At 28.5% G+C, this 15,678-nt stretch carries 18 protein-coding genes; 1 reads left to right on the top strand and 17 read right to left on the bottom strand.

Features of this window, described 5'->3' with window-relative positions:
- Window positions 1-48: 48 nt before the first annotated feature.
- The 17 genes from spoIIIAE to dapF all read right to left on the bottom strand — a co-directional run bounded on the left by spoIIIAE (window position 49) and on the right by dapF (window position 13,643).
- Window positions 49-1,206 (bottom strand): stage III sporulation protein AE, encoded by a 1,158-nt coding sequence (gene spoIIIAE, locus ACREVX_RS03725; RefSeq protein WP_431542823.1) that lies wholly within the window; start codon window positions 1,204-1,206, stop codon window positions 49-51.
- A 48-nt stretch (window positions 1,207-1,254) separates the two neighbouring features.
- Complete coding sequence (spoIIIAD, locus tag ACREVX_RS03720; RefSeq protein ID WP_216305389.1) at window positions 1,255-1,638, bottom strand: stage III sporulation protein AD; 384 nt, start codon at window positions 1,636-1,638, stop codon at window positions 1,255-1,257.
- 74 nt (window positions 1,639-1,712) lie between these two features.
- Window positions 1,713-1,910: a stage III sporulation protein AC gene (spoIIIAC, locus tag ACREVX_RS03715; RefSeq protein ID WP_216286890.1), complete on the bottom strand. Its 198-nt coding sequence runs from the start codon at window positions 1,908-1,910 to the stop codon at window positions 1,713-1,715.
- A gap of 16 nt (window positions 1,911-1,926) precedes the next feature.
- Window positions 1,927-2,445, bottom strand: coding sequence for a stage III sporulation protein SpoIIIAB (gene spoIIIAB / locus ACREVX_RS03710; RefSeq protein ID WP_431542822.1), 519 nt, complete (start codon window positions 2,443-2,445; stop codon window positions 1,927-1,929).
- A complete protein-coding gene (gene spoIIIAA, locus ACREVX_RS03705; protein ID WP_431542821.1) occupies window positions 2,438-3,367 on the bottom strand; it encodes a stage III sporulation protein AA in 930 nt (309 codons plus the stop codon). The genes spoIIIAB and spoIIIAA overlap by 8 nt, the downstream gene beginning before the upstream one ends.
- A gap of 165 nt (window positions 3,368-3,532) precedes the next feature.
- On the bottom strand, window positions 3,533-4,090 hold the full coding sequence (gene efp, locus ACREVX_RS03700; protein WP_431542820.1) for an elongation factor P: 558 nt from the start codon (window positions 4,088-4,090) through the stop codon (window positions 3,533-3,535).
- A 357-nt stretch (window positions 4,091-4,447) separates the two neighbouring features.
- Window positions 4,448-4,852, bottom strand: a complete 405-nt coding sequence (locus tag ACREVX_RS03695; protein WP_431542819.1) for a hypothetical protein — start codon at window positions 4,850-4,852, stop codon at window positions 4,448-4,450.
- Window positions 4,853-4,854: 2 nt separating this feature from the next.
- On the bottom strand, window positions 4,855-5,307 hold the full coding sequence (locus ACREVX_RS03690) for a hypothetical protein (RefSeq protein WP_431542818.1): 453 nt from the start codon (window positions 5,305-5,307) through the stop codon (window positions 4,855-4,857).
- A gap of 6 nt (window positions 5,308-5,313) precedes the next feature.
- Window positions 5,314-6,090: a type IV pilus biogenesis protein PilM gene (locus ACREVX_RS03685; RefSeq protein ID WP_431542817.1), complete on the bottom strand. Its 777-nt coding sequence runs from the start codon at window positions 6,088-6,090 to the stop codon at window positions 5,314-5,316.
- A gap of 11 nt (window positions 6,091-6,101) precedes the next feature.
- Window positions 6,102-6,554: a hypothetical protein gene (locus ACREVX_RS03680; RefSeq protein WP_431542816.1), complete on the bottom strand. Its 453-nt coding sequence runs from the start codon at window positions 6,552-6,554 to the stop codon at window positions 6,102-6,104.
- Window positions 6,544-6,987, bottom strand: coding sequence for a prepilin-type N-terminal cleavage/methylation domain-containing protein (locus ACREVX_RS03675; RefSeq protein ID WP_431542815.1), 444 nt, complete (start codon window positions 6,985-6,987; stop codon window positions 6,544-6,546). The genes ACREVX_RS03680 and ACREVX_RS03675 overlap by 11 nt, the downstream gene beginning before the upstream one ends.
- Window positions 6,987-7,427 (bottom strand): type IV pilus modification PilV family protein, encoded by a 441-nt coding sequence (locus tag ACREVX_RS03670; protein WP_431542814.1) that lies wholly within the window; start codon window positions 7,425-7,427, stop codon window positions 6,987-6,989. Before ACREVX_RS03670 ends, ACREVX_RS03675 begins: the two co-directional genes overlap by 1 nt.
- Before the next feature lie 380 nt (window positions 7,428-7,807).
- A complete protein-coding gene (locus tag ACREVX_RS03665) occupies window positions 7,808-9,229 on the bottom strand; it encodes an IS4 family transposase (protein ID WP_431542813.1) in 1,422 nt (473 codons plus the stop codon).
- Between the two features lie 187 nt (window positions 9,230-9,416).
- The gene (locus ACREVX_RS03660; RefSeq protein WP_431542812.1) at window positions 9,417-9,722 is read right to left on the bottom strand and encodes a pilus assembly FimT family protein; all 306 of its coding nucleotides are present in this window, start codon (window positions 9,720-9,722) and stop codon (window positions 9,417-9,419) included.
- Between the two features lie 47 nt (window positions 9,723-9,769).
- The gene (locus ACREVX_RS03655) at window positions 9,770-10,966 is read right to left on the bottom strand and encodes a type II secretion system F family protein (RefSeq protein WP_431542811.1); all 1,197 of its coding nucleotides are present in this window, start codon (window positions 10,964-10,966) and stop codon (window positions 9,770-9,772) included.
- 29 nt (window positions 10,967-10,995) lie between these two features.
- On the bottom strand, window positions 10,996-12,501 hold the full coding sequence (locus ACREVX_RS03650) for a GspE/PulE family protein (RefSeq protein ID WP_431542905.1): 1,506 nt from the start codon (window positions 12,499-12,501) through the stop codon (window positions 10,996-10,998).
- 320 nt (window positions 12,502-12,821) lie between these two features.
- Window positions 12,822-13,643, bottom strand: a complete 822-nt coding sequence (gene dapF, locus ACREVX_RS03645) for a diaminopimelate epimerase (RefSeq protein ID WP_431542904.1) — start codon at window positions 13,641-13,643, stop codon at window positions 12,822-12,824.
- A 182-nt stretch (window positions 13,644-13,825) separates the two neighbouring features.
- On the opposite strand from dapF, the gene ACREVX_RS03640 reads away from it, so the two are divergent.
- Window positions 13,826-15,562, top strand: a complete 1,737-nt coding sequence (locus ACREVX_RS03640; RefSeq protein WP_431542810.1) for an Rqc2 family fibronectin-binding protein — start codon at window positions 13,826-13,828, stop codon at window positions 15,560-15,562.
- The last annotated feature ends 116 nt before the right edge of the window (window positions 15,563-15,678 follow it).

The following is a 15,678-nucleotide window of genomic DNA, read 5'->3' as shown; positions in this document are numbered from 1 at the left end:
TTGCATTATAATCATTACACCAGTGAATGCTTATCCTCTTAAATATTCTTATCCACCAATTATCCCTCTACCAGTGGATGCAACTATTGCCACCATTATGAAAAACATTACACTAACCGATATTACGCAAGACATTAAAAGAAGAATAGAATCACCTACAGAATTTATACACTGTACTGTTCGGGTGTCACTTATTGGTTCAATTAGTGCTGCTGCTATTTTATATAAAAAAGCCATAATTAAAAGTTTAATGATAGGAAATAAAACTATTACTATAAGAATAACGAGTCCAAGCCCACTTATTGCACTTTTTAAAAGAAGTGAGTATCCAGCAACTGTAGAAATTGCATCAGATAAAAGTTTTCCAACCACTGGTACAAAGGTATCTACTGCGAATTTTGCTGTTTTTATAGTAACTTGATCTAAAGTTTTTGCGGCTATACTTCTTATGGTCATTACAGCAATAAATGCTGTCATTACCAGTCCCTGGACCCATATAGCAATTTGTTTTAAAAGTTTTGTTAAATTATTTATCTTATAATCACTGGATATATTATTAACAAATTGTAGTACAAAGCTCATAAATATTATGGGTATTATAATATCCACGTAAATTCTAGAGCTTATCATTGCAAACCCCATTATCACAGGGTCCAGTAATGTTGCCTCTGCGAATCCACCAACGCTTGCTAGAAGCATCATAAGCACTGGAATAAGTGCCGCCATAAAATCTGTCATACTAAGAATAGTAGTTTTGGCAAGCTCTGCTACTACATAGAAACTTTTAGTTATCATCACAATCATTACGCCATAACAAGCAAAATAAGCTATATTTGATAAACTCTCCCTATTAAATGCACTTTGTAAATTATTAAGTAATGAGCAAATGATAGCAATGATCATAAGGCTTCCTATTAACTGCATAGATGCAATAACTTCTTTAAAAGTATATTTTATAACATACCCGGAAATGTCTTTAAAACTAAGTCCATTTTCACCAGTCTTTATAAATTGATCTACAAAATCTTTCGGCTGCATATCGTTTATTATTTCGTACTGCGTTTTCACATTAGAAATATACTCATATAAATTACTTATTTGCGTTTGTTCTTTTTCCCCTATTTTTCCTATTTGCCCTGCCTCAGTAGCTTGTACACTAATAGGAAAACATATTAAAAATAATAAAATCAATAATATTTTTTTCATATTTTACCTCTACGTTAAAATTAGGAACATTTTTTTAATATTGTGCATCTACATTATTTTAAGAATAGATTGCATTACTGCCATTAGGATAGGAATAGCTAAAACTAGTATTAATATTTTCCCAGCAAAATCTACCTTAGCTGCAATGCTACTTTCTCCAGCATCCCTACAAATCTCACTACAAAATGAAGCTAAGTAGGCAATTCCCAATATTTTGAAAACTGTATTTAAATAAACAACATCAATATTCGCTTTATTTGCAAGTGTTTGTAAAAATCCCATAATTATTGTAAGTTTGTTTACCATAAATAAAAAGATCAATATTCCTGCGGCAATACTCACCTGAATGGCTAAATCATCTCTTCTACCTTTAAATATAAGCACAATAAATAATGCCATGAAAGCAAATGCAACAATCTTGATTATTTCCATAACACCCTCCTCGATTGCCTCTGCAAGTGTCTTTGCGAAAGTAAATGAAAACTATAAATTTTTATATACATGTCCTAAAACTGAAACAAAGTCTTTACAGAAGTAAACAGCTTGTTCACTAAATTTATAACCATCATAAGAAGCAGTATTACTCCTGCTAAATTTGCAACTACAGCAATGTCATCCTTGCCACCGCTTTTTAAGATCTTATCGATAATAATAATTAAAATACCTGTTGCCCCTATTTTAAATAGCAAACTTACATCTAACACCTAAAAAACCTCCTCCCTATAATAATACGATTACCAGCATTGCTCCAAATGAAAAACCCAAATATCTATACATTTTCACATTTTTATTCATAAAATCTTCAGATATCTTAATTTGTTTTTTTAAATTTGATATAGTTAGTGAGAATATACTGCACTGCCCCTGAATATCAGATTCGCCTAAAGTTTTTGTTAAATCTAAAATGACATTAATATCTTCTGCATTTAAATATAATTTGTTTTTCAATAAGTTTACAGCTTCTTTCATTGCCTCATATACATTTTCATATTCATTTCCAGATAATAATTCACTGGTTTTATTAAAAAGTTCCTTTATAGGCTCTTTGCTTTTATCTGCTATATTTTTAAAAGCATCTGGCAATAGCACATGAACATAAGTTATTTCATTTTGAAGTTGGTAAATTGCCCGTTCTATCTCATTAAGCTGAAAAACTCTATATTTAAGTCTTTCACTATATATAAATCCAGCCATAGTTGAAGCCCCTAAAATCACCATACATCCAATTATCTTAATCATGCTGTGACCTCCATACATCTGTACCTTTAGTAAAATCATAAATAGATTCTATTGTTCCAATTCCTTTTTTGTTACTTAGTACTATCGCTCTTGAAAATACGAAATTCTCTACAATGTCTTTAAAAACTAATCTTTTATACAAATCTTCAATTCCAAACCCATGAATGGTTGTAACTAAACTAATTCCAGAATTAAGTGCCATTAATATACTTTCCATATCTCTTTGAGTTCCAATCTCATCACAAACTATGACATCAGGTGACATGCTTCTAATAGCCATCATTATTCCTTGACTCTTAGGGCAATTATCAAGTACATCAGTTCGCACTCCCACTTCCATTTGCGGTATTCCTTTAAAAGAACCAGCTATTTCAGACCTCTCATCAATTATCGAAACATTTTTTCCATTAAAATTTTTATTTTTATCACCATCAGATATTTGCCTTGAAATATCCCTAAGTAGAGTTGTTTTACCACACTTAGGAGGCGATATAATAATGGTGTTATGCATTGAATTATCATGTGTAATGTAAGGCATTACTTTATCAGCACAACCAATAATTTCTTTACATGCCCTTATATTTATAGACGATATGTCCTTTATAGTTTTTATGTTATTGTTTTCTATAACACAAATTCCACAAAGTCCCACTCTATGTCCACCTTTTATAGTTATATACCCCTGCCTAATTTCCTCCTCAAAGGCATATATTGAGTAATTGCTTATCCTCTGCATTATGTATTTGATATCTTCTGGAGTAGCAATATAATCCCAGATTTCCTCTTTGCTGCCAATGTGAATAAACAGAGGCTTGTTTACCTTTATCCTAATCTCTTCAAGTTTTTGTAAATTATTGACTTGTTCCAGTTTTTCTCTGATGTTTTTAGGTAATATCTCAAATAAATCTTTTGTAGCTAACATTTTTTTCACACTCCCATATATAATTTCTATTATAAAATCTTTTAAAATATTCCAAAAACATAAAATTTTTATTGATTTGAATGAATTCATTTTACATATTATACGTGGTAAACAAAAAAAAAGAACAAAAAAAAAGAACCAAATAGGTCCTTTCTCACTTATTCCTTATACTCTTAGCATGTAGTCACCATTTCTAGTATCTATTCTTATCGTTTCACCTTCATTAACAAACATTGGCACTTGAATTATTGCTCCTGTTTCTACAGTAGCAGGTTTTGTTACACTTGATGATGTATTGCCTTTAACGCCAGGTTCTGTAGCAGTTATTACGAGTTCTACAAAGTTTGGAGCTTCTACTGAAAAAGCATCATCTTTATAAAATTTTATTATAGCAAACATATTTTCTTTTAAGTATTTTATAGCATCTTCAACTTTTGCATATTCAAGCGGTACTTGTTCGTATGTTTCTTGATCCATAAAGTAGTATAATCCGTCAGCTGCATATAAATACTGCATTTCCTTTCTTTCTATAACTGCTTCTTGTAATTTTGTAGTAGGATTAAATGTCTTTTCTGTAACCCCTTGATTAATAACATTTCTTAATTTAGTTCTAACAAATGCAGCGCCCTTACCAGGTTTTACATGTAAGAAATCTATTACAGTGTAAACTTGTCCACCTTCATCAAATGTAGTTCCTTTTCTTATGTCTCCTGCTGATATCATAAAGTACCCCTCCAAAATTCATTAATCATTCAATTAACTTAATATATTATAAACATACTTGTTTTTCAAAAGGCTCATCTCTAAACCTTTTATATATTATCATATTTAGTATAGACTAACAATACTTGATTTATACACTTAATCTCATATAAGCTTTATGAATGATATCAATCTACGGCTGATGTGCAGCATATTGATAAACAATGTATTTAATCCAGTTTAGTATATCTATACTAAGCATAACTCAATTCACTAATTATTATAGCACATTCCTGACTAAAAACAGTAAATATAAACATTACAGAGGAACAATGTTATTTTATCAAAACCTAATGACATTTGCAAACATATTTTTCTTTACTTATTCTTTTTAAAATTAATACTTATATTTGTGATTTTGGCATCTTTATCAACAGTTATTTTGTTTATATTTAAAAGATTTCCACTTTCATTTAATTTAAATAAAGAAAATTGCAATAATTTCATATCACCATCATAAATAACTTCCACATTACAAATTTCATCTTGCATCTCGTTAATAGATTTAACTACGAAATTTTTATTTTTTTGTAAACATTCCAAAATATCACTGTATCCATATTTCTCTACACGAACAAAGTTATCTGTTTTGGGATTTTTATTTATAATCTGCTTTTTATTTTGAATAAATACATTATTAAGAAAAGTAAATTTTAAAGTTAAAATAATCATTATTAAGACTAATCCTTCAAGTACCCACTTAATTCTTCGGTTTTCATACATTTTTATACCTCTAACATAACTTTAAAGTTATATTCACCCTCATTTTTAGTGTTTGGAACTAATTTTTTTATTATATAATTATCTTCTAAACATCTTACTATCATTACGTATTCTTCATAACTTTTAGCTCGAATCTCTATTTCAGTCTCAAACTCAGTTATTATAATATTTGTGAAATTAAGATTGTTTTGTTTTGAAAAATCACTAATCTCCTTATATTTTTCAATAGTAATACTACTCTTCTTGAGCACCTCTACTTTTTCTTTAATTTCATTTTTTGGGTTTACTGCCCTAACATCATTTATGTCTTTCAATTTATCTGAAGTATTAAATATAAGGCTCATTAGAAAAATATTTAAAACTATAGTTACCACAATACATATTTTGATCTTTTTATTTTGAATTTCGTTTTTTTGATCTATATACCAATTAGGAATAAATGTTTTTTTCATCATATCAACTTATTCCTTTCCTATAATATATTTTATTAATTCTTCTCGTTTTAGATCCTCAAATATTTGATAGGTTAATTTTAAATATCCAAATTCATCCAAATCTAATTCACTTATATTCGCATAATAAATCTCTTCGCATAACTTGGCGTAATCGTTATAGAGTTCTAAAAATTCATTCATTACCCTAGAAAATTTTATCAAAGGTAATTCCCGAACTTTTATAATATTATTAGCTCTAATTTCATTATTACAACATATTAAAAAGTACAAATTATGATTATAATAAAAAACGAATATATAATTTTTAACACTAATTTTGCTTGCATAATAGTTCTTAAAGCAAAATTGAATTAGATTTACCTTTTTCAAATTAACATTGTTAGTAATACTATTTTCTAAAATGTCTAAGTTATTCCCCTTTAGACAAAAAACTAATATTTCCATATTTGATTTGTCTTGTTTAATTAACTTATAGGTAAATGCTATATTCTTAATATCCTTATAATAATATTTTAATTCATTTTTAACCATATCATTAATTAAATATTTTTTAACCACCGGCAATGTAACCATTTTAATATAAACTGCTTCCCCTTCAACAAGAACATATAAATTTTTATTTTTTATATCTATTCTAAAATCTTGTATATTCTGCGCCTCCTTATAATATACATTTTTGCTCGTCATATTTACTACTCTATTTAATACTATACTTTTAAAAAATTCAGTGCCCGAAATATTTTGCGTTGAAACTTCAAGAAACATATTTTTTCTGAATTTCATATTTGCCTCCCTTAATTCTCATATTTAGTTTTTATAAATATTATATTAAATCCACTAGAAACATCCTCTAATTTAAAATAATCATTTCTATATCCATATACTTCATGCGGATCTTTTAAAATTATGTAACGTGTTCTAAAAATAAAGTCATTATCCTTTTCATTATAACTAACATTAGCTGTGCCATAATTTACTATGGCACTTTTAGACCCTTTAAAATAAACGGCCACTCCTGCATTTTTAATTAGCGTTTTATTTGTATCATTATTGATATATGTGGAAAATAAAGTTGTTAAATATTCTTTGTCTCTTTGATAATTGTCCTCCCTTAATACATATCTTTTATTACTTGTTGAATACTTCACTTCTGACATTTGAATATCGAACATATACATCATAACAATTAAACAAATAATTCCTACTAAAAGAGTATAGATTAATATAAATCCTTTTTTAGTTTGCATTTTCTATCGCCAAAAACTTCTCAATGCTTTGACCATTGCGCCATACAATTTTAATATAAAGAATTTTGCCAGTTTTAATGGCTACAAAGTCTTTAACCTCACTCATAATTGTATTAGAGTAATATGTATTTCCAGAATTAGTAAGTACTATAAGCTTTCCATTAACACATTTTACACGTTTAGGACTACTTCCTTTGTAACAATCTATGGTAATAATATTACCATCAGTTTTCACACACTTTGCATACTCATTAACTTCTGAATCTATCATAAAAATGGCACTGTTTAAATAATTAAATCCACTGTTTTGTACTAAACTATTTTTATAACTTTTCACATAAGACACAAGCATACTCCCTATTGCCCCAAGCATTAAAAATGCCAGTGCCATGACAATTACTATTTCCATAAGCGTAAATCCTTTTTTCTTCATTAATGATCACCTTTATAGAAAGTACACTCAAGCTCTAGGACATCGCTTGGTTTTCCAGAATATAAAGCAAGATTCAGCTTATAAACATTAACATCTAAACATAAAAATGTTAATTTTATGTACTGATTTAATGATGGCTCTTGATTTGTGAACACAGTTTTTACTATCATTTTATTTTCATCTAATATAATATCTTTTTTATTTATATAAATTTTACCTTCATTCTTCAAATTAGTAAGTTCTATAAATGTCATAGCATATATAATATTATTTTTTAAATTTTCTATAATAACTACATTATTATTTATATTTTTAACATCTTTTTTCATGTTAAGAGCTGCTACCTCATAAGACATAATGCAAATAAAAATTATGGAGAAAACCCCAAGGCTGCATATTACTTCTACCAACGTAAATCCTTTTTTATTCTCTATCAACATAGACTGTACCTACTCCCATTCTAATTATATATATCTTTTTATCATTATCCATTAAGGTTATCGACCCTGCATCACCAGTAGAACCCATTCTATTAATTAGGAAGTGATCATCTCCTCGCGTCCCCGTGAGGTCACCTAATGTTATATTCTTTGGAAGTATAAGTTCGTTTACCGTGTTTAGTCCATAGCCATCAACCTAAGAATTCAATAATTTGTAAATAAGGTTACAACTATATTTTTATACAAATTGGAAATAATTTTTGGTAATGATTTTAGAGTTAAACATGATATTTTTAGTTTTGACCCCGAATTGACGCAACTTAATAAGCCTTCACAAAACAAATAAAATAAAGTTCTAAATAAGTATTTATATGCCAGTATTAGCTTGCCATTTTTACCAAATCAATTTCAAATTTATTAAGGCTTTGTAATATTAAAAAGGGTGTTTTTTTGTCTTTTTTCTTAGATTTCACACCATATCGTTCAATAGAGGATACTATACGATGAAATATTTGATTTAAAACTATTTTACCTTTAAAAATATTCATATATATTTCATTAAAATATTGTTTCACAGTACCAAAAGATTTTATTTCACTTAACTCTTTACCAGTTTTCAAATAACTTAAATTACGAGCTGTAAAAACTATTGTTGAAGTTAGTAATAACATAATTAATCTACCATATATGAAACATTGTATTCTTTCTAATCCTGACTGTCTAACTTCATGGATTTTAAAAAGAGATTTCCATATTTTAAACATTATTTCCACCTGCCACCGCAATGTGTACATCAGATGCACTTGTTCCATAGATATCATTTCACTAGGTACGTTGGTTATGTAACAATTAAAGTCAAGCCACCATTTGTTTTGTTCAAGACCTTTAATTTTACCACTATCTTTCATTTTTTTATTATTAATTTCTTTTTTTCTCTTGCATTCTTCTGTTAATTTAGTTAAGATTAATCTGCATTTGGTACTATTTTTAACGGTATTTCCTATGTAAATATTATTGAACTCTATGCTTTCGCCTTCTGATAAAGGCAATACGAGTGATTTAATATCTACGTAGGAGTACCTTTTTCTTATTGTAACTTTTCCTTTAAATCCATATTCAGTTATTTCCTCTTCTTTATAAAGATTAGTATTAACTTTAAGTCTAGAAATATAGAAAGCTTCATTTTCTTCAATAAATTTTAAATCAGCAGTTTTAATATATCCTAAATCTTTTAAAGATAAATCACCTTTTTCAATAGTGCTTTGAAGTGTTGGAAGGTATTTAGCATCTGAAACTGAGCCTGCTCCGAGCTCGCAATGAATAAATTCACCAGTTAATAAATCATACTGTAATTGAATTTTTACAGATGATTTTATACCGCACCCCTTATATTTATCTGCATGCTTATCATCTAACTTAAATCCAGTAGAATCAACTATTGTTATCCTATTAAAACAACTTTTTAATAGAGGCCCATTATCTCTTAAAACCTCATTTTCAAAATTTATCATGTCGTGTAATATCTTTTCAAGAAAATTCACGGATTTCTCATTAAATCTTTTACTTAATGCCTGAGGAGATATTGATACTTTCTCATTAGCTTCTAATTTGGCACACAAATTCGATAAGGAAGAGGAACATAAGTCCTCACCTAGAAAGGTGCATAGGTTTAGAAAAGATTTAGCAGAAACTTTACCCTTCCTAATATTAAACTGATGTTTTTTAGCTAACTTTTCAATCCTATTAAGGTTGTACACCTTTTCTAAATTGAGAATTATTTGCTTTATTTTTTTTCTGTTCATTGTAAATAACATCCTTTCGGTTAGTTTTATATATATTTGAATAAAAGTAATATATACACTAATTATATATTATTTAGCAATAAATCAAAAAACAAAAGGTGTATTTTATACCATAATTAGGTTAAAATACACTCTTTAATGAAAATAAATATTCTGTTTTTTTTAGGTTCTATTTATATACAAGTATTTAGTTAAAATCTATACTATTTACATTTAATGGTTCTGTTAGGTTGATGGCCATGGTGTTTAGTCCTCTATCAAGTAAAATCTTACCTCTAATCTTATCAAAAGTTATAACTGCACTACAAGAATTTTCCTTACAATACATTTTTGAATTATTAATAAAACTTATTACCTCGTTACAATTATAATCTACCAACATTTTGTTTTGAATGTCATTATAATACTTAAACGAAAGTACACTACACCCCATTAATATACCCATTATAGCCATAACTATCGTTATCTCAATTAATGTAAATCCTTTATTCATAAACCACCTATCCTTATTAAATCATCTCCTGCGGAGCTGAAATATTGTTAAAATTTTCCTGCAGAGTCCATAACATTTAACATGGGAAGCATTACCGCAAGTATAATAGTCCCAATCATAATTCCTAAAAATATTATCAAGATTGGCTCTAGTAGTACTGTGGCTTTTTCCACATTTTCCTCGGCATCTTCATAGAAAATATCTGCAGCATTTAAAAACATTGAATCTAAATCACCTGTTTCTTCCCCTATTTTTATCATAGCAACAAAAAATTGCGGAAATAGATCCATATCATTTAATGCATTTGATAAATTCTTTCCTTTTTTTATTTCATCAGATACTGTTTTAAGTTTTAGTTTAAAATACCTATTGCTTATAACATCATTAATTATTTCAAAAGATCTTACGATTCCCACTCCACTACTTAGTAATATATTAAGACCTCTAGAAAACCTTGTATATATAAGTCGTTTATATACTGGCGAAAGTATTGGGCAGATAAATTTGAATTTATCAAAAACAAATTTTCCTCTTTGAGTTTTAATATATTGCATGGTAGCAGTGACTAAAGTTATTATGATTATAAATATCCATAATAAATTGCTTCGCATAAAATTACTGGCAGACAAAACAATCCTTGTTATCAAAGGAATTTTGGCATCAAATGAATCTAAATTTGTTATAAATATTGGGATTACTTTTATAATTAAGAATAATGATACTACCAAAAGTGTTATAAACACAGTACATGGATAAATCATTGAATTAGTAAGTTTTTTTAATAGCTTATATTCTTTCTCGTAATATTTTGATAACTGATCTAGAATTATGTCAAGTTTTCCGCTTTCCTCTCCCAAATAAATCATATTTATCATAAAATCAGGGTAAGTATTTCTAATCATTTTCATACTTTCAAACAACGTATTACCCTTTTGTACGTTTTCCCTAATACTAATAAGACTTGTTTTTATGGATTTATGAAGTATTTGTTCATAAAGCAGATCCAAGACATCACAAATTGCAATACCTGATTTAATACATATTGAGAATTGCCTACAAAACATAGCAATAATTTTTAAATTAGGTCTACTAGAAAATTTGCTTATTTTTTTCGTACTAATAATTTTCATTAAAAATATTTCTTTTTCACGTAAATTTAATGCTAATTCCTCTATACTATCACTATCAGTTGTAGCCTTTATTAAAGTCCCATTTATTGTTTTTGCAATGTATCTATATTTCATAATGCGATTCACCAATCCTGACGTTTTTTTTATTTGTAATTATAGCTATAAGTAGCTTCTTCAAATTCTTCTATTGAGGTTATCCCATTAATTACATTTTCCCTACAACTACCCATAAACGACCCCGATCTTTTTTCATCACAATATTTCCAAAGCTCATCGCTTATTCCACTTCTTGCTATAATAGATCTATGATTACTATCTAATCTTAAAAGTTCATATATTACAGTTCTTCCTTTATACCCTGTTTTATTGCACTTATTACATCCTACTGCTTTATATATTTTTTCTCCCCTTTTAAAACCTAAATGTTCAAATTCATTGCAAGCAATCTCACATTCTGTTTTGCAATGTGGACATAATTTCCTTACAAGTCTCTGCGCCAGTACCACAACTAATGAATCGGCAACTAAATATGACGGAATCCCCATATCTATTAGCCTTGATATGGACGCTGCAGAATTATTTGTGTGAAGCGTAGATAAGACCAAATGCCCTGTTATGGATGCTCTTACTGCTATTCTTGCTGTTTCCTCATCCCTTATCTCTCCTATCATGATAATATCGGGATCTTGGCGCAATATACTTCTAAGCCCCATTGAAAAAGTAAGCCCAGCTTTATTATTTACATTTACTTGATTAATTCTAGGCATGTTATATTCTATCGGGTCCTCTATAGTAACAATATTTTTACTTTTACTATTAATTTCATTTAGCAATGCATATAACGTTGTTGATTTTCCACTACCAGTTGGACCTGCCACTATTATCATCCCATGAGAAAGTTTTAATGTGTCCCGTAATAACTTAACTTTATCAACGCTAAAACCCAATGAATCTAAATTAATAAATCTCTCTGCTTTGTATAAAACTCTTATTACTAGTTTCTCTCCATACATTGTTGGCAATGAGGATACCCTAAAATCATAATCTACTCCATCTATATTTTCAGTTATCTTTCCATCTAATGGAATAAATTTTGTTGCAATATCCATATTTGCCATGATCTTTACTCTTGTACACAATGATTTGTATACTTTACTAGGAATTTTGTTTGTTTCACTTAGTATTCCATCTACTCGCATACGAATTATAGCTGAATCCTTAAACGGTTCTAGATGAATGTCACTAGCCTGAGCATTAACAGCCCTCTTTAATAATGAATTTGTTATCCTTATAACTGGTGCATCTTCAACCCAAGACGCAGCCTTCATCTCTTCATTTTTTTGCTCTATTTCTAACATATATTCTTTTTTCATCTCTTCAACTGCCACATCGACAATTTGTTTACCATAACAATTTTCAATAGCCTCAGATATATGTATATCTATTGCGAAAAATACTTTCACTTTTTTATTTGTTATAAATTTTAGTTCATCGATGACCTTTATATCAAATGGATTTGAGAACGCCACACATACTTCATTGCTGTCATAATAAAAAGGTATTAAATTATACCTTTTAGCCACTTCTTTTGATATTAGATTAAACGCCTCCTTCATTGCAGGTTTTTCTTCTAAATCAATATATGGTATGTTAAAGTCATTCTCAATAATTGAAATAAGTGCATTTATATCTATTTTGCCTCCGCTTAGAATTATTTGCTCTTCGCTTATATTTCTTTTAATTGAAAGCTCTTCTACCTCTTTGTAACTTTGGGTTGTAATAAGATTTTTATCTAATAATAATTTAAGTAAATTTTTTTTAATATTATTTCACCTTCTAGCCTTCAAATTTTAAAAAGGATGTACTACTTTTTAATCATTGTCATTTTTTTAAATTTTATTCACTTTATTATTATTAATTGCATAAAAAAAACAACTGCCCTAATAATAAATATGGCAGTTGTTTTTATTTAATTTATAAAAAATTGTCCTTCGAAAGTAATTTCAGCAGGTCCCTCCATTAGCACCTCATCATTAACAATCTCAATATAAAGTAATCCTCCTGGAACATGTACAGTTACTTGTCCCTCTACGTAGCCCAGCCTGCTTGCTGCAACTACCGACGCACAACTACCAGTGCCACAAGCAAGTGTTGGCCCTGCACCTCTCTCCCACGTTTTAACCCTTATCGTATTTTTATCTACTACATGACAAAAGTTAACATTTGTTTTCTGAGGAAATAATTCAAATTTCTCAATAACCTCCCCTTCCTGGACCATGTATTGATCAACTCCTCCAAACACAATAGTATGTGGCACTCCCATAAGCATTGACGTTATGCTATACTCTTTACCTTTAATCTCTATCTTTTTATTAATTATTTGCTCCTCTGCTAAGGCTGGAATGCTTTTAGGATCAAAATTGTATCTTCCCATATTTATAGTTACACCTTTAAAAATTCCATCCTTAACATCTATACTTGCCAATTTTACACCATCGCCAGTTTCAATTTTTATAGAATTGCTTGTAACATATTTTTTCTCCCAAATATATTTAGCAAAGCATCTTATTCCATTACCACACATTGATGCATAAGAACCATCAGCATTAATAATCACCATTTGCAAATCTGCTATACTACTTTTTCTAACAACTAAAATTCCATCAGCACCTATTCCAAAATGTCTATTACAAAGTTTTTTTGCAATCTCCTCTAAATTTTCATATTTACCTTCCAAATCTTCTATAACAACAAAATCATTACCAGTTCCCTGCATTTTCGTAAAATTTATGATTTCCATATAACTCCTCCTTTTTCTATCAATATGATGCGACTTTTCAATAATTTTCTTTAATGGTATACTATTAATAATAGAATATGTTAATAGTAGTATATTATATATTGTATTATTTACAAAGCATAAATATAAATTTATAAAATTTTACGAAGTTTTAAAGTGGAAGGATGATATATATGGCATTAGATGGAATTTATTTATCTAGCCTCGTTGAGGAAATAAAAGATGTAATAATAAATTGTAGAGTTGATAAAGTAACCCAACCAGAAAAAGATGAGGTTATATTAAGTTTTAAAAAAAACAGAAAAATACATAAATTATTAATAAGTTCAAGCCCAAATTATCCTAGAATTCATTTTACAGAATTTAATAAACAAAACCCGGTGCAAGCTCCTAAATTTTGTATGGTTCTAAGGAAATATTTAAATACTGCAACTGTCCTAGATGTAAGGCAACTAAATTCAGATAGATTACTAATTATTGATTTTAAATCCAGCGATGAACTAGGTTTTGATAGTGTATACTCTTTAATAATTGAAATAATGGGTAGGCACAGTAATATTAGTTTAGTTCGTACCCGTGATAACATAATTATGGATAGCATCAAACATGTTAGTTCTGACGTTAATAGTTACCGTGTTTTGTATACAGGTGTAGAATATATATATCCTCCTGCTTCTACAAAACTAGATGCATTTAATTTTACGTATGATGAATTCTATAAATATATAACAGAAAAGGACATAGACTTTGGTGAAAAATTTTTCACTAGTTGTTTTACAGGAGTAAGCTCTAATCTATCATCAGAAATTGTATATAGATATTATGCAAAGTATCCAGATTTTAATATAAAAAGTGCTCAAAATATTTATGATTTTACAGTAACCCTATTTGAAAATATTGCTAAAAATACTTTTATAGCTTCATATTCTAAAAATAGTAAACTAAAAGATTTTCATACAACTGAGCTCACATCATTAAAAGATTATGAAATCGAAAAATATGATTCTCCATCTAAACTAATAGAGGATTTTTATTTCCGTAAAGATAAACATGATAGGTTAAATGCTAAAAGTGCAAATCTTCAAAAAATAGTTAATAATAATATTAGCCGTTGTGATAAAAAAGTGAGAATACTTACCCAAACTTTAAAAGATTGTACAAATAAAGGTACTTATAAACTACACGGTGAACTTCTAACGGCAAATATATACTCACTTAAAAAGGGTGACAAAGTCGCTTGCCTTGTGAATTATTATAGCGAAAATGGCGATACTATTAAAATCAAACTTGACGAACATAAAACTCCATCACAAAATGTTCAATATTATTACAAGAAATATAATAAATTTAAGATAGCAGAAGAAATGGCTTTGGTTCAAATGAACCTTACTGAAAATGAATTACAATATCTCCATTCAGTTTTAACAAACATGATAAATGTAGAAGATTATAATGGAATTGAAGACATTAAAAATGAATTGATTGAAACTGAATATATTAAAATTAAAAAACAACATGGTAAAACTAAAAAAGTTAAACCTACAAAACCAATGCATTTTATTTCAAGCGAAGGCATCGACATCTATGTTGGGAGAAATAACATTCAAAATGATCTCTTGACTTTAAAATTTGCAAACAAAAACGATATGTGGTTACACACAAAGGATATCCCAGGTTCACATGTTATTATAAAACATATTGGTGACGTACCTGAAACCACCTTACTTGAGGCTGGTAACTTATCCGCATACTTTAGTAAATCACAAAATTCCTCTAGCGTACCAGTTGATTATACGCAAGTTAGAAATGTAAAGAAACCATCAGGTGCAAAACCAGGAATGGTTATATACTCTACAAATAAAACTATATATATAACTCCTACTGAAAGTACTTTAGAACGGGTTAACTAAAAAAGAAAAAAGTATATATTACGCGTATTGCAATACGATTAATGCATTCACTTCGCTATGAACTACTAATTTTATTTTTAGTTGATTTACTAAAAATAAAATTAGTAGTTCTAAAG

The sequence above is a fragment of the Clostridium sp. genome (assembly GCF_050717545.1).
Classification (GTDB): domain Bacteria; phylum Bacillota; class Clostridia; order Clostridiales; family Clostridiaceae; genus Clostridium_AD.
This window is presented reverse-complemented; position numbering and strand designations above follow the sequence as displayed.

Coding starts and splice junctions, on each gene's coding strand:
- spoIIIAD (WP_216305389.1), bottom strand. CDS start 1,638: ATGGAAATAATCAAGATTGTTGCATTTGCTTTCATGGCATTATTTATT.
- efp (WP_431542820.1), bottom strand. CDS start 4,090: ATGATATCAGCAGGAGACATAAGAAAAGGAACTACATTTGATGAAGGT.
- ACREVX_RS03665 (WP_431542813.1), bottom strand. CDS start 9,229: ATGAACAGAAAAAAAATAAAGCAAATAATTCTCAATTTAGAAAAGGTG.
- ACREVX_RS03640 (WP_431542810.1), top strand. CDS start 13,826: ATGGCATTAGATGGAATTTATTTATCTAGCCTCGTTGAGGAAATAAAA.
- ACREVX_RS03680 (WP_431542816.1), bottom strand. CDS start 6,554: ATGCAAACTAAAAAAGGATTTATATTAATCTATACTCTTTTAGTAGGA.
- ACREVX_RS03670 (WP_431542814.1), bottom strand. CDS start 7,427: ATGTTGATAGAGAATAAAAAAGGATTTACGTTGGTAGAAGTAATATGC.
- ACREVX_RS03695 (WP_431542819.1), bottom strand. CDS start 4,852: ATGTATGAAAACCGAAGAATTAAGTGGGTACTTGAAGGATTAGTCTTA.
- spoIIIAE (WP_431542823.1), bottom strand. CDS start 1,206: ATGAAAAAAATATTATTGATTTTATTATTTTTAATATGTTTTCCTATT.
- spoIIIAB (WP_431542822.1), bottom strand. CDS start 2,445: ATGATTAAGATAATTGGATGTATGGTGATTTTAGGGGCTTCAACTATG.
- spoIIIAA (WP_431542821.1), bottom strand. CDS start 3,367: ATGTTAGCTACAAAAGATTTATTTGAGATATTACCTAAAAACATCAGA.
- ACREVX_RS03660 (WP_431542812.1), bottom strand. CDS start 9,722: ATGAATAAAGGATTTACATTAATTGAGATAACGATAGTTATGGCTATA.
- ACREVX_RS03690 (WP_431542818.1), bottom strand. CDS start 5,307: ATGATGAAAAAAACATTTATTCCTAATTGGTATATAGATCAAAAAAAC.
- ACREVX_RS03655 (WP_431542811.1), bottom strand. CDS start 10,966: ATGAAATATAGATACATTGCAAAAACAATAAATGGGACTTTAATAAAG.
- ACREVX_RS03675 (WP_431542815.1), bottom strand. CDS start 6,987: ATGAAGAAAAAAGGATTTACGCTTATGGAAATAGTAATTGTCATGGCA.
- ACREVX_RS03685 (WP_431542817.1), bottom strand. CDS start 6,090: ATGAAATTCAGAAAAAATATGTTTCTTGAAGTTTCAACGCAAAATATT.